The organism is Microcoleus sp. B4-D4 (assembly GCF_036705185.1).
Lineage (GTDB): Bacteria > Cyanobacteriota > Cyanobacteriia > Cyanobacteriales > Microcoleaceae > Microcoleus.
On the sequence record NZ_JAUBTX010000036.1, the window covers coordinates 1,705 to 16,034 of the forward strand.

Below are 14,330 nucleotides of genomic sequence, written 5' to 3' on the forward strand. Positions count from 1 at the left end.
GTTGTTAGTTGTTATTTGTTAGTTGTTATTTGTCAGTTGTCAGTTGTTATTTGTTATTGGTTAGTTGTCAGTTGTTAGTTGTTAGTTGTTATTTGTTAGTTGTTATTTGTCAGTTGTCAGTTGTTATTTGTTATTGGTTAGTTGTCAGTTGTTATTTGTTAGTTGTTAGTTGTTAGTTGTTAGTTGTTAGTTGTTAGTTGTTAGTTGTTAGTTGTTAGTTGTTAGTTGTTAGTTGTTATTTGTTAGTTGTTATTTGTTATTTGTTATTTGTTATTTGTTATTTGTTATTTGTTAGTTGTTAGTTGTTAGTTGTTATTTGTTATTTGTTAGTTGGTAGGGGCGGTGGATGGTGCGTGCCCGCCCTCTCAGTTGTTAGTTGGTAGGGGCGGTGCCCCGTGCCCGCCCTCTTAGTTGTTAGTTGTTAGTTGTTAGTTGTTAATTGTTAGTTGCTAGAGATAGCGGCTCGATCGCGTTGTGAGGTATGCCCTATGCCCTATGCCCTATGCCCTATGCCCTATGCCCTGTTTGCCCAATGCCCTGTTTGGCCAATGCCCTGTTTGCCCTGTTTGGCCAATGCCCTGTTTGGCCAATGCCCGACATTACCTCATATGAGAGCTGGAAATACTATAGTTCATTGTTAAGCGATTCACAATAGATAAAAAATCAGCAACAATCTTGTCGGTGTTGTCGGGAGTTAAAATCGGGACGTGGACAAAAATACATTGAGTGGGTATTTGAGAATCATAAATATGCTTTAAAACCGCATAATAGAGGTCTTCGCAAACATATTTCCCGGCTTCGTGACTGATTTCTGTGACGGCTAAATCTGCGACTAGCGCTTCAAGATTAACTGTTGTTTTCAAAATCTCCGTATCGCAGCAAGCGCAGGATTCCACGGTTAATTTTTCCCTGCTTTCTGCCATGCCACAGCAGATAATTATGTTTGGTTGGAGTTGGTTGATTTGGGCGATTGCCAAATTCGCTGCTAGCTGGGAATCTACGGGTAGTTTCCTCAAAAAAGTTAGGGAATCAGGCAAAGATTGAATTTGGGAAATGTTAGCTAATAAATCGTCAGAAGAATTTGATTGCTGATGCGATCGCCAAGTGTCAAATGAAGTTAGCAGGATTTTGGTATTCATATAATCTCCCGTAAATTGACGTGCAGAAAACCTTGTCGCTGGGTAGGGGCGAGTATCAAAAATCCTCTGGTTTTACAGCAGAAATACTGATGAACCAGTCCCTACGACTCTCGAATATGGGAATCAGGAATTGAAAATTCATCAGACTGTTGGCTGTTGGCTGTTGACTGTTGGCTGTTAACTAATGACTAATGACTAATGACTACTGACTAATGACTAATGACTAATGACTACTGACTACTGACTACTAACTACTGACTACTGACTACTAACTACTGACTACTGACGTTTTGTGCAATAATACTAAAAATTGATCATATAAGGCAAGTAAGTCAATGTCTGTCATCGCAGTAGTAGACTATGACATGGGCAATCTGCACTCGGTCTGTAAAGGCTTGGAAAATGTGGGCGCAGTGCCAAAAATTACGGATTCTCCTGCTGCAATCGAGCAGGCTGATGCGGTGGTTTTGCCGGGAGTTGGTTCCTTTGACCCGGCAATGCAGAATTTGCGATCGCGCAATTTGATAGAACCGATAAAAAGTGCGATCGCCTCTGGAAAGCCTTTTTTAGGCATTTGTTTGGGCTTGCAAATGCTGTTTGACAGTTCCGAAGAAGGTACAGAACCAGGATTGGGAATTATTGCCGGAAAAGTGCGCCGATTTCGCTCAGAACCGGGGTTAACCATTCCGCACATGGGATGGAATCAGTTAGAATTCACTCAGCCCAATTTGCCGCTGTGGCAAAATCTTTCATCTCAACCTTGGGTTTATTTAGTGCATTCCTATTATGTCGATCCGGTGGACTCAACAGTCAAAGCTGCAGTGGTGACGCACGGAAGTCAGACGGTGACGGCTGCCATAGCTAAAGACAATCTGATGGCCGTACAATTTCACCCGGAAAAGTCTTCAAGCACGGGATTGCAAATGCTATCAAATTTTGTGAGTCAAGTGAGAGCAAAAGTAGCCACTTAGAGTCAATTAAAAACCCGATTTCTTCAAGAAACCGGGTTTTTAATAAATCAGCTATTACTGTTTAGCGTTCGACCGCCAATTTTATTTGAGACACTTTAAAATCACCACCGATCGCGCCGTCACCGGAACAGCTTTCCCCTTTGCATAAATTCGCCCTTGAGATTCCACAAATTTCGGTTCAGCGGTGTCAAGCACGGCAATCCACTGCAAACTTTGAAAGCGGGGGGGAATCACAAAATCGAGCGTCTCCCAATAAGCATTGAAAAACAACAGAAAACTATCATCAACAATCCGTTCGCCGCGAGCATTGGGCGTGGCAAGTTCTTTACCGTTGAGGAAAATGCCGATCGCCTTAGCATATCCCACTTGCCACTGTTCGTCAGTCATTTCCCCGCCATCGGGGTTGAACCAAGCAATATCGCTAACTTGAGAACCGTGAATGGCGCGTCCTTGGAACCACTTACGGCGGCGGAACACCGGATGTTCGCGTCGCAAGCGGGTTAACTGGCGCGTAAATTCGAGCAAGTCAGCATTTTTGAACTGCAATCCCCAATCCACCCAGGAGATTTCGTTGTCCTGACAGTAAGCATTGTTATTGCCTCCTTGACTTCGCCCCATTTCGTCTCCCGCCACCAGCATCGGCACCCCTTGGGACAGCAGTAATGAAGTTAAAAAATTCCGCTTTTGGCGTTCTCGCAACGCCTGCACTTCGGGATCCTCAGTTTCCCCGTCCCCAGCACAGGGGTCTGGCGGAGGTGGATATTCTCCCTCTCCTAGCGCTTCAGTATATGGGAATTCCACCATCGTGCAGTTCCAAGACTGATTGTGGTTTTCCCCGTCGCAACTGTTTTCACCGTTAGCTTCGTTGTGTTTTTGGTTGTAGCTGACCAAATCGTGCAGGGTAAACCCGTCGTGGGCAGTGATAAAGTTGATGCTGGCGTGGGGTCGCCGTCCATTACTTTCGTACAAATCGGAACTTCCGGTAAAGCTGTAGGCAAACTGAGAGAGAGTTTCATCGGTTCCCCGCCAAAAGTCGCGCATGGTATCGCGGTAGCGACCGTTCCACTCCGACCACAGCAAGGGAAATTTTCCGACTTGATAGCCGCCTTCGCCGATGTCCCAAGGTTCGGCGATTAACTTGACATCGCACAAAACTGGGTCTTGGTGGATGATATCGAAAAAGGCAGCAAAAGTATCGACGCGATCGGTTTCCCGCGCTAAAACCGTCGCCAAATCGAAGCGGAACCCATCGACGTGCATCTCCAACACCCAATACCGCAAGCTGTCCATAATCAGCTTCAATACTTGGGGATGGAAGACGTTGAGGGAGTTGCCGCAGCCGCTGTAATCCATGTAGTAGCGGGGATTCTCTTTCACGAGGCGGTAGTAAACGGCGTTGTCGATGCCGCGAAACGAGATGGTCGGGCCCATGTGGTTGCCCTCTCCGGTGTGGTTGTAAACCACATCGATAATCACCTCAATGCCCGCAGCGTGCAGGGCTTTGACCATTTCCTTAAATTCATTCACCTGTTCGCCGGTGTCGCCGCTGGCGCTGTAGCTGGAGTAAGGCGCGAGATAGTTAATCGAGTCGTAGCCCCAGTAGTTCCGCAGTCCCTTGGCATCCAGAAAGCCGGGACAGCCGATGAAGTGGTGGACGGGGAGGAGTTCGACGGCGGTAATCCCCAAGGATTTTAGGTGGTCGATGGCGGCGGGATGGGCGAGTCCGGCGTAGGTTCCCCGCAAGGCTTTGGGAATGTCGGGATGCAGTTGGGTAAAGCCTTTGACGTGCATCTCGTAGATGACGGTTTTGTGCCAAGCCAGTTGTGGCTGAGTGTCGCCTTCCCAGTCGAAGGATTCATCGATGACAACGGCTTTGGGGATTAAATGAGAATCGTCTAATGCACTGTAGGATAAGTCTTCGGCTTCGTCGTCCCAGTCATAACCGAAGAGTTCCCGTCCGTGCTCCACATCTCCGGCGATGGCTTTGGCGTAGGGGTCGATCAGCAGTTTGGCGGGGTTGAACCGGTGTCCGGCTGCGGGCTCGTAGGGGCCGCGGACGCGAAACCCGTACAATTGACCGGGTTTGATGCCGGGAATGTAGCAGTGCCAGATGAAGTTGTAGACTTCAGTCAGCGGGACTCGGGTTTCCCACCCTTTTTCGTCGAACAAGCACAATTCGACTGCTGTCGCGTTTTCGGAAAATAGGGCAAAATTAGTGCCTTGACCGTCCCATGTTGAACCCAAGGGATAGGGTTTACCGGGCCAAAGTTTTAAATCCATAGAACCTAGAGTGGTAATTTTCTTTAAGTTGAACAATCAATCATTAGACTTGTAGCAAAAAGCCTTTCATATCCTAGACGATCGATTACCATCACAAAAACCGCTTTTGGGCAGACTTCAGTCCGCACGCGCGATCCTTGCTGATTGCGATCGATCGAACATGATATCAATGCTAGGCAAGATGCCTGCTGTTTACAGACTTTTTAGGAGAAAACTATTCAACTTGATACAGAATAAAGCTTTGATGCGGAATGCTGACCTCGGCTTGCCCTGTAAGTTTTTCGGGCAAAGTCGAACCGTCCCCCATCCACTGAGGATCGGATGAGTCTAAGACTTTTTGCCAGTTTCCTTCTGGTATTACAAGTTTAGTTTTTTGTGTGGTATCGCTGAAATTAAAGATTGCTAAGACTTCACTGTCGTCAACGCTTCTGATGAGGGTAATGATTTTTTCACCGTCAAAACTGTTAATATCAATGCTTTGGCGATCGCGACACTTCAAGGCAGGAATTTCTTGGCGAAGTTTAATCAGAGTTCGATACAACTCTAACAACACTTTATGCTTCCCTTCGCGCCGTTTTTTCCAATTAAGCTTTGATTGCAAAAATGTTGTCTTGTCTTGTACGTCCGGCGGTTCTCCTGTGTGGTGAAATTCTTTGAACTCGGCCTTTCTTCCCTGGCGCACCGACTCGACTAAATCTGGATCGCCGTGGCTGACAAAATACAGAAATGGTGCTTCTTCAGCGTACTCTTCCCCCATAAATAATAAAGGAATGTAAGGAGAAAGCAATACCGTGGCTGCTGCCAATTTTAGTGCTTCAAACGAGACCAAATGTGCCAGCCGTTCGCCTAACATTCTGTTGCCCACTTGGTCGTGATTTTGGCAACAAACGACGAATTGAGCTGGGTCGAAATTTCCCGCCGGACTGCCGTGGTAGCGCTGCCGAAATTCCGAATACTCTCCTGCATAAGCAAATCCTTCTTGCAAGACTTTCACTAAGGTTCTGAACTCGCGAAAATCTTGGTAATAACCTAGGTCTTCCTTGGTAATGAGGCTGTGCAAACAGTGGTGAAAATCATCGCACCATTGGGCATTGATATCGTAGCCGCCTTTGCTGGGAGGATTGATAATCCGAACGTCGTTGAGGTCGCTTTCGGCAATTAAATAAAACGATCGCCCTTGCTGTTGGGACAATTCTCCGGTTTTTTCGGCTAACTCGGCTAAAAAGTGCTTGGCGGAGAAGTCGTAAATCGCGTGAATGGCATCTAACCTCAGCGCATCAATGTGACAATCCCGAAACCAGTAGAGGGCATTTTCGATAAAGAAATTGCGAACGCCATAGCTACCAGCATCATCAAAGTTGATGGCGTTTCCCCAAGGGGTACGATATTTATCGGTAAAATAGGGGGCAAAATTTGAGGTGTAATTTCCTTCGGGGCCGAGGTGATTGTAGACGACATCTAGGACAACGGCTAAGCCTTTTTGGTGGCAAGCATCGACTAGGGTTTTCAAGCCGTTAACGCCGCCGTAGGAGGATTGAACGGCAAAGGGATATACGCCATCGTAGCCCCAATTGCGATCGCCCGGAAACTGCGCCACGGGCATAATCTCGATCGCGTTAACTCCCAGTTCTTTCAAGTCATCGAGACGGTCAATCATTGCCTCGAATGTTCCTTCTTCGGTAAACGCGCCTACGTGTACCTCGTACATAATATAGTCTGCCAGAGCAATCCCTTGCCAGTCGGCATCGTTCCAAACAAATGCACTTTGATCGACTACTTCTGAGGGGTTGTGAACGCCTTGGGGTTGACTATAGGATGCTGGATCTGGTAGCGTTGTCTTTCCATCTAGTTGATAGGTATAAAGCGTACCTGGAGACACCCCTTGGGCTGTGACAGTCCAATATCCTCTCCGTTTTTTTTGCATGGAGATTAGTTGTGGTTCGGGTGCTGTGATTTGGACTGCTACATCTTGTAACAAGGGTGCCCATAGCGTAAATTCACAGCGATTATTGCCCAGATACGTTGCGCCAATTCTCATATTTACTGATTGATTCCATGTAACATCATATTTTTGCTCCAATTTAACGATTCTATTTTTTTTATCAACTATTCGATCGTTTTTTGGATGCCAGCCGCAGGCGTTATCCTCGAAGTATGTTTCAACATCGGGCTTGTCTATCCCAATTTGCTTCGATTTTTCAGACATTCCCTGCTGGCTTGACAGAAGTATAACAGTAAGCTGGCTGTTTGCCAAGCGATAGTCGATATTATCCCCTCTCTCAAGAGAGCTTTATCACTTCAACAAACCCTAGATTAGAGCGAGTTTCAGCAAATTTGAGATGGGAAATTAGCTTTTTTCCACCCCTAATTTTATTTTTGAGCTGGATATGCCATAAGTTGAGCGACAGGATCATCGACGAAATGTATGATATTTGGCAGACAAAACGGCGATCGTCCTCTATAATTGCCGAGGATCAGGGAGCATCAAGCCAGCTTTCATAGAGCATCCCCGCTGGCGATCGATCGCAGACTCGGTTTCGGGCGATCGCGAGTATTGTACAGCTAGCGATCGAGACGCTCGCACTCTTAATGCTTTCGGGAGATATTCCCCAATTTATGCAGATATTTTGGGCCGGGGCGAACTCGCCAAAGCACTCAAAGAAATTCTGCTAAGTCGGAGATGCAGCCTTGCATTCAAACTTAGTTTGGCGAATCAAATTAATTATAAAATAGTGTGACAAATTGGGTGTTAAATGAGCTTGAGAATCTGCGGCAACCGCCAAATCAAAACTCTGCCGGGACTGGCCACTCGTCCTACGCCTTCGCGAGTCAGAGAAGCTTTGTTTAATATTTGGCAGGGGACGATCGCAGGTTGCAGGTGGCTTGACATTTGTACCGGCAGCGGCTCGATGGGCGCAGAAGCTTTGTGTCGGGGGGCGGCTAGTGTTACTGGCATCGAACAGTCGGCGAAAGCTTGTGCGGTTATTCATGAAAACTGGGAGAAAGTAGCAGGCTCTTCCCAAACATTCCAAATCCTGCGGGGAAACGCGATGGTAAAATTGGGGGCGCTGGGAGGACAGCAGTTCGATCGCGTTTACTTCGATCCGCCCTACGCCAGCGACTTGTACGAACCTCTGTTAAACAAGCTCGCCAGCCAAGAAATGCTAGCACCTGATGGCGAAATTGCGATCGAACACAGCCCCGAGCGATCGACACAACCGATTCCAGGTCTAGAAATTTGCCGACAAAAAATATACGGCAATACAGCATTAACTTTCTATGCCCGCAGTGGCTGACTAGCTCAAACGGCATCAGCATCATAATATCAAATCCCGCCCAGATCCGAACGATCGCTCAGTGCGATCGTCCCGAATAGCGGTCTCAACCATCCTGCAAGCGCCTGCAGATCGTAAAATTTAGCCCTTGAGTCCGATACAAATTTTTCCCGAAAAGTTAAACTTTGTGCGTAGGTTGACAGGGTACGTTACCTGATAAATCCCCGAAATAAATCGAGTTTACGCTGAAAATAAAGACTTTCAGTTGTAACATGAACTGCAAAGTGTGAGTGTGAATATTCCTAAAGGAGTGAATATGGTTCAGACACCTTCGCGCCATCGCGGCAGCGAGTTTCCGGCTGTTAATTCAGCAAGCCCAGTCAAACGCGATACGATTCTGCTGGGAGATAGCGCCCCGCTGCCAAATACAAAACTCTTCGGCACAGACGGCATTCGCGGGAAAGTGGGAGAATTGCTGACTGCATCCCTAGCGCTGCAAATTGGCTTCTGGGCTGGGCAAGTTCTCCGCCAAAATGCCCCCAACCAGGGCCCTGTGATGTTGGGGCAAGACAGCAGGAATTCTAGCGATATGCTGGCAATGGCGCTATCTGCGGGTTTGACAGCGGCCGGTTTAGAAGTGTGGAATTTGGGCTTGTGTCCGACTCCCTGCGTTGCTTATCTGGCAAGCATTTCGGATTCTGTCGGCGGTGTGATGATTTCGGCTTCTCACAATCCCCCTGAAGATAACGGGATTAAGTTTTTTGGCTCAAACGGCTCTAAGCTGTCGCAACAGTTGCAGGAACAAATCGAAGCGGGAATCCGGGGGGCTAAGGTTCCGGTTGCTAGTTTTGCTTTGGGACACCACTACCACCGCCAGGAGTTGGTGAAAGATTATGCTGCTTCTCTCTCTGATTCGCTGCAAGAGATGAATTTGTCGGGAATGCGGGTGGTTTTGGATTTGGCTTGGGGGGCGGCGGCTGGTTTGGCACCGGCGGTATTTGAGAAAATGGGGGCGGATGTTATCTGTTTGCACGACTCTCCTGATGGCGATCGCATTAATGTTAACTGCGGTTCTACTCATCTCGAAAGTTTGCAAGCGGCGGTTTTGGAACACAATGCCGATGTGGGATTTGCTTTTGATGGCGATGCCGATCGAGTTTTGGGTGTTGACAACAAAGGTCGATCGATTGACGGCGATTACATTCTTTATCTGTGGGGCCGGCAGTTGCGCGCCTCCGAACAGTTACCGTCCAATTTAATTATTTCTACTGTAATGGCTAACCTCGGCTTCGAGCGAGCTTGGGAAAAATTAGGAGGAAAACTAACTAGAACGAACGTGGGAGATCAGCACGTTCACGCTGAAATGCAGCGCACCGGTGCGATGTTGGGCGGCGAACAGTCGGGACACATTCTTTGTCCGCATTTCGGTATTAGTGGCGATGGTTTGCTGACAGCTTTGCACATAGCTTCGCTGGTGCGCCAATCCGGGGAATCTTTAGCGCAATTGGTCAGCGGCAGTTTCCAAACTTATCCGCAGTTGCTGGTAAATGTGCGGGTGGACGATCGGGAAAAACGCCTAAAATGGCACGAGTGCGAAATTTTGCAAGGGGCGATCGTCCGTGCTAAAACTGCAATGGGAGAACAGGGACGAATTTTGGTTCGCGCTTCTGGCACTGAACCGCTGATCCGAGTTATGGTAGAAGCCGCCAGCGCCGAATTGGCTAATTTCTGGACTGATAATTTGGTGTTGGCAGTTCAGAAATACCAATCTCTTTGATCTGAAGGAAGAAGGAAGAAGGAAGAGGGAAGAAGGAAGAGGGAAGAAGGAAGAAGGAAGAGGGAAGAAGGAAGAGGGAAGAAGGAAAATTATAGAGATTCAGTCTCTTGGTTTAAAACTAATTTCTGATCCTGCTTTGATATTCCTGCTTTGATATTCCTTCTTCCTTCTTCCTTATTCTTCAAATCTCAAATCTCAAATTCAATACTTTGGCGGCAAGTGCCATGATGATTTCTGTTGTGATACCTACCTACAATCGCGAGCAACCTTTGCGAGAGACACTGGCTGATGCGATTCGGCAAAATTACGATAATTTTGAAGTGCTGGTAATCGATCAAACTCGCACCCATGAATTGGAAACTCAAGTTTATTTGAACGAATTGGCAAATGCGGGAAAAATTAGGTGGTTTCGGGTAGATTGGGCGAGTTTACCAGGTGCTCGAAATTATGCAGTGCGGCGCGCTGTTGGAGAAGTTATTTTATTTATTGATGATGATGTACAATTGCCAGATGGTTTTTTGGCGGCTCACGCTGGCAATTATTTACAAAAACCTGATGTGGGATGTGTGGCGGGCAGGGTTTTTGACAGAATGAAACTGGATAATTCTATCAGCGGTTTGGCGATCGAATATTTGCCTCCAGAAGCGATGGATGCAGCCGTTGCTTGGTATTTTATCGATTTGGTGCATACGGTACAACCGCAGCAGGTGCTCTCGGCTAGAGGCTGCAATATGTCCTTTCGCAAGCAGATTTTTGCTGAGTGGGGTTTGACTTTTGATGAGCGGTTTGCGGGGAGTGCTGTGCGAGAGGAGTCGGATTTTTGTTTGAGATTGCGATCGACTAACATGAAAATTTGGTACGATCCCGATGCCTGTTTAGTTCACTTGGGGGAGGAGAGCGGCGGATGTCACGATGTCAGTACGCGATCGGTCGAATATCAAATCACATTTTATCACAACCACTTCCTCATGGGATTGAAAAATTTAACAGCCTTTCAATGCCTGCGATTTTTCGCCAAACTCTTTGACTGCCAAGTTTTGGGAAATCCGCCTTGCCATAAAAGCCGATCGCCCCTTAAAATGATCCTGAGACTTACTTTTTATCTCCTCGGCTTGATTAGCGCCATCAAGACATTAATTCAGTCCCTCTGGAACGACGGACAAATTTACACCCATCAAGACAAAAAAGCTTAATGATGTCATTGCGAATGCAGCGCAGTGAAGCAATCGCAGAGGCTGCAGGTAGCACGATCCTTCTCAATCAATAACGAACATAAATTTTCAACACCTATTATTCCCTCTTCCTTCTTCCCTCTTCCTTCTTCCAAAAAATGAGAATTCTGGTCGCCAGCCACACATATATAGTTGACATCAATCGCGAAAAATTCAAAATATTAGGCAACCTAGAGTCCGATATTCAAGTAACAGTTATAGTGCCGCGACGCTGGAAACCTGGAGGCGTACAAAATAAAATCATCAAAACCGGATTCTCTCAACAAGGTTCATTTAAAGTAGTTCCCGTCTCCAATTACAGCCAAAACAATCAAGGATTACTAACGTTTGGCCCAGATTTAATTAAAATATTACAAGAATTTAGGCCGCAGATTATCCAAGTCGAACAAGGTTCAAAGTCTCTAGCGTGCGCTCAGCTAATATTACTAAATAAACTGCTAAAATTGCAAGCGAAAAATATATTATTTACCTGGTGGAATCTGCCTTATAAATTGAAGTGGCCCGTTTCAGCCTTAGAAAATTACAATCTCAATCACACCGACGGAATTATTGCAGGGAACCTAGACGGAGCGAAAATTTTGCGCGATAGAGGCTATCAAGGTGCGGTGAAAGTAATGCCGCAACTCGGAGTAGATGAAACTTTATTTCTACCGACTGCTAAAAACGCTGATTTATCCAAAGAATTAGGCATTGAACCGACAGATTTTGTGGTAGGATTTGTCGGTAGATTTGTTGAAGAAAAAGGATTGTTGACTTTGGCTGAAGCCTTGGCAGGGTTGAAAAAAAACTCTTGGAAGTGGCTGTTAGTAGGACAAGGAAAATTGCAGGCGCATCTCGCAGAAAAATCTAGAGAATGGGGAATTAGCGATCGCATAATCTGGGTAGAAAGCGTTTCTCACGAAAGAATCCCCCCCTATATTAACTTAATGAACTGTTTGGTATTGCCATCGCAAACGAGCTATAAATTCAAAACTTTAACTACTGTGGGTTGGAAAGAACAATTCGGCCATGTTTTAATTGAAGCGATGGCTTGTAAAATTCCCGTTATCGGTTCCGATTGCGGGGAAATTCCCCACGTCATCGGATCTGCGGGGTTAGTCTTCCCGGAGGGAAACGCGGGGATTTTGCGAGATTGTTTGCAACAATTGATGGAGCGGCGGGAGTTTGCTGCTGATTTGGGCGATCGGGGTTATCATAGAGCGATGAGCCATTATACAAATAAAGCCTTAGCTGAACAGTTATTAGATTTTTACAAAGAATTTTCATAGCGATCGTAACTTTTAAGCAAATCCACCTAATTAAACGTAAAATACAGATCGAGTCGCGTTGCAGCTAGATGTATATGTATTATTCCTACTATAGCAACCAATACTTCGGACAGTTTTTTAACGGCCGTGTAAGCCTTACAGAGTAAGCCCTGCCATTTTTTACGCATTTTCTGAAACTTAGGGCTGAACTCAAACATTGAAAAAATAGTCCAGCATATAGCCCGCAAGGGTTTCGGAGGCTCGACTAGATATAAAACTGTCCGAAGTATTGGCAACGATAACTCAAGCCTTCTTCCTTATTCCTTCTTTTCACCCGCTCAGCTTCGCCCTTATAGCCTTCTTCCTTCTTCCTTCTTCCTTCTTCCTTCTTCCTTCTTCCTTCTTCCTTCTTCCTTCTTCCTTCTTCCTTCTAATTAGCAGTATAATTATGATTGTCAAATAAAAACTGTGGTAAATGTCTATTCCTTCCGACATACGACCTTTGGTTAACGAACTCTACCAGGTACTGAACGATACCGAGCGCCAAGCAACCCAGGGACTTTTTGCACTTAGAACAGCAATGTCTCTGTTTCCTGAAAATGAAATACTGATGCAATACTTTTCTTCGATCAGTAATTTTCAATTCTGCGTAGCAGGTACTCGCTTACAAGCAGAGAACATTGTGAGCAATATATTGCTGGCTGGTGTTCCCGACGAAGATGTTCAAAAAGCCGGAGATTATTTAGCATCCTTGCTACATATGGCTCCAGAAGTTAAAATTATGCTCGAACAAGTAATTGAAAAATTAGAGGCCTTGCCATGAAAAAATTACCCGATGAAAGCCTACTCCTAGAAATTCTTGAAATTGTCAAAGCCACTGAAGCCAAAGCCAGTGAAATGTATGAATTTTCTAAGCAAATATCTCACAATACCCAAATAAAAGCAACAAAGAGAGAGGAAGCTCAACAGCTACATGGCCAGCCTTTTCCAGATAATTAAATTTGTCATTGGAGAGGTTGGTATATTGATTTAAAAAACGATCCTCCATGCGAATCATCCAAATTATTCCCTCAATTTCCCTCGTCTACGGCGGCCCGAGTCAAATGGTATTGGAACTTTCTGCCGCCCTAGCTTCCCAAGGCATTGATGTCACAATTATCACCACAGATTCTAATGGAGATATCGGTCAATCTCCCTTAGATGTGCCGTTAAATCAACCAATCAAGCAAAACGGTTATCAGATTATTTATTTCCGCTGTTCTCCGTTTCGTAGATATAAGTTTTCACTCTCGTTATTGCAGTGGTTGAATGTAAATGTAAGGCAATTTGACCTTGCTCACATTCACGCTTTGTTCTCGCCAGTAACTACTTTTGCTGCTAGAATTGCTAGAAATCGCCAGTTACCGTATATTATTCGTCCCTGCGGTATGCTCGATCCCGCAGATTTAGAGAAAAAAAAGTGCTTAAAACAGATTTATGCTGCACTTTTAGAACGTCCTAATTTAGCAGGTGCTGCTGCGATTCATTTCACTAGCAAGCGAGAAGCTACAATCTCAGAAAGATTTGGTTTGACCGGGCCCAGTGAGATAGCTATGTCACAAGATTTTATGTTACAAAATAATGCAAATAATATTGCTCTTTCACAAAATTGTTTTCCACAAGATTTGGTGATTCCCTTGGGGGTGAAAGCAGCTTTTTATTCTGATTTATTGCGAAATATTCAAGTACCAGTCGTATTATTTATGTCGCGGATCGAACCCAAAAAAGGATTAGATTTGCTGATTCCTGCTCTAGAAAGTATTTTAGCGGACGGCATAAAGTTTAATTTTATTTTAGCAGGTTCCAATCCCCAAGATGCTGATTACGAAACAAAAATTAAACAACAAATACAAAATTCAAGTTTAGGAAAATTTACCACAATCACGGGTTTTGTTAGCGGTGATGCCAAAGTTGCACTGTTGAGAAAGGCTGACTTATTTGTGTTACATTCTTATTACGAAAACTTTGGCATTGCTGTTGCAGAAGCGATGGCTGCTGGTGTACCTGTGGCTATTTCCGATCGCGTACAGATTTCCGAAGACATTGAGGAAGCAGAGGCGGGCTGGGTTGCTCCTTTGGATGTAGGGGCGATCGCCAATTCAATCAAATCAGCACTTCTGAACCCGCAGGAACGGCAGCGGCGGGGATTGAATGGCAAAGAGTATGCCGAAAAGCATTATAACTGGGAGGCGATCGCCCAACAAACCATCGATGCCTACCAGCACATTTTGTCATCTATAGCAGAAGGAAGAAGGAAAGCACGACACGGATACACGGATTAATTATTTAGTGTCCGTCAGATTTTGAAGGAAGAAGGAAGAAGGAAGAAGCAATAAAATCAATCGTTTCAGCCATTAACAGCGTCCTAAC

At 45.6% G+C, this 14,330-nt stretch carries 13 protein-coding genes; 9 read left to right on the forward strand and 4 right to left on the reverse strand.

Going from position 1 to position 14,330, the window contains the following annotated elements; translation table 11 throughout:
• Positions 1-599: 599 nt before the first annotated feature.
• Positions 600-1,139: a pyroglutamyl-peptidase I family protein gene (locus QUB13_RS22250; RefSeq protein ID WP_333384871.1), complete on the reverse strand. Its 540-nt coding sequence runs from the start codon at positions 1,137-1,139 to the stop codon at positions 600-602.
• A gap of 335 nt (positions 1,140-1,474) precedes the next feature.
• Between QUB13_RS22250 and hisH the strand changes: the two genes are divergently transcribed.
• Entirely contained in the window at positions 1,475-2,110 is a 636-nt protein-coding gene (gene hisH / locus QUB13_RS22255) for an imidazole glycerol phosphate synthase subunit HisH (protein ID WP_333384874.1), read from the forward strand.
• A gap of 81 nt (positions 2,111-2,191) precedes the next feature.
• On the opposite strand, the gene glgX is transcribed toward hisH, so the two are convergent.
• Positions 2,192-4,390: a glycogen debranching protein GlgX gene (gene glgX / locus QUB13_RS22260; protein WP_333384877.1), complete on the reverse strand. Its 2,199-nt coding sequence runs from the start codon at positions 4,388-4,390 to the stop codon at positions 2,192-2,194.
• Between the two features lie 214 nt (positions 4,391-4,604).
• Entirely contained in the window at positions 4,605-6,428 is a 1,824-nt protein-coding gene (treZ, locus tag QUB13_RS22265) for a malto-oligosyltrehalose trehalohydrolase (protein ID WP_333385007.1), read from the reverse strand.
• A 394-nt stretch (positions 6,429-6,822) separates the two neighbouring features.
• Here treZ and QUB13_RS22270 point away from each other — a divergent pair, with 394 nt between their 5' ends.
• From QUB13_RS22270 to hpsO, 5 genes are all read left to right on the forward strand, one after another.
• Positions 6,823-7,128: a hypothetical protein gene (locus QUB13_RS22270; RefSeq protein WP_333384880.1), complete on the forward strand. Its 306-nt coding sequence runs from the start codon at positions 6,823-6,825 to the stop codon at positions 7,126-7,128.
• 15 nt (positions 7,129-7,143) lie between these two features.
• The gene (gene rsmD / locus QUB13_RS22275; protein ID WP_333384884.1) at positions 7,144-7,686 is read left to right on the forward strand and encodes a 16S rRNA (guanine(966)-N(2))-methyltransferase RsmD; all 543 of its coding nucleotides are present in this window, start codon (positions 7,144-7,146) and stop codon (positions 7,684-7,686) included.
• A 295-nt stretch (positions 7,687-7,981) separates the two neighbouring features.
• Complete coding sequence (gene glmM, locus QUB13_RS22280; protein WP_333385011.1) at positions 7,982-9,442, forward strand: phosphoglucosamine mutase; 1,461 nt, start codon at positions 7,982-7,984, stop codon at positions 9,440-9,442.
• 224 nt (positions 9,443-9,666) lie between these two features.
• Positions 9,667-10,635 (forward strand): hormogonium polysaccharide biosynthesis glycosyltransferase HpsN, encoded by a 969-nt coding sequence (hpsN, locus tag QUB13_RS22285; RefSeq protein WP_333384888.1) that lies wholly within the window; start codon positions 9,667-9,669, stop codon positions 10,633-10,635.
• Between the two features lie 137 nt (positions 10,636-10,772).
• The gene (gene hpsO / locus QUB13_RS22290) at positions 10,773-11,942 is read left to right on the forward strand and encodes a hormogonium polysaccharide biosynthesis glycosyltransferase HpsO (RefSeq protein WP_333384890.1); all 1,170 of its coding nucleotides are present in this window, start codon (positions 10,773-10,775) and stop codon (positions 11,940-11,942) included.
• A 309-nt stretch (positions 11,943-12,251) separates the two neighbouring features.
• Here the strand turns inward: hpsO and QUB13_RS22295 are convergent, their stop codons facing one another.
• Positions 12,252-12,380, reverse strand: coding sequence for a hypothetical protein (locus tag QUB13_RS22295; RefSeq protein WP_333384893.1), 129 nt, complete (start codon positions 12,378-12,380; stop codon positions 12,252-12,254).
• A gap of 16 nt (positions 12,381-12,396) precedes the next feature.
• On the opposite strand from QUB13_RS22295, the gene QUB13_RS22300 reads away from it, so the two are divergent.
• Genes QUB13_RS22300 through hpsP form a run of 3 tightly spaced genes read left to right on the forward strand, consistent with a single transcriptional unit; the run spans position 12,397 to position 14,242 of the window.
• Positions 12,397-12,744 (forward strand): hypothetical protein, encoded by a 348-nt coding sequence (locus QUB13_RS22300; RefSeq protein ID WP_333384896.1) that lies wholly within the window; start codon positions 12,397-12,399, stop codon positions 12,742-12,744.
• On the forward strand, positions 12,741-12,920 hold the full coding sequence (locus QUB13_RS22305) for a hypothetical protein (protein ID WP_194008849.1): 180 nt from the start codon (positions 12,741-12,743) through the stop codon (positions 12,918-12,920). Before QUB13_RS22300 ends, QUB13_RS22305 begins: the two co-directional genes overlap by 4 nt.
• A gap of 47 nt (positions 12,921-12,967) precedes the next feature.
• Positions 12,968-14,242: a hormogonium polysaccharide biosynthesis glycosyltransferase HpsP gene (gene hpsP, locus QUB13_RS22310; protein WP_333384899.1), complete on the forward strand. Its 1,275-nt coding sequence runs from the start codon at positions 12,968-12,970 to the stop codon at positions 14,240-14,242.
• Positions 14,243-14,330: the final 88 nt, after the last annotated feature.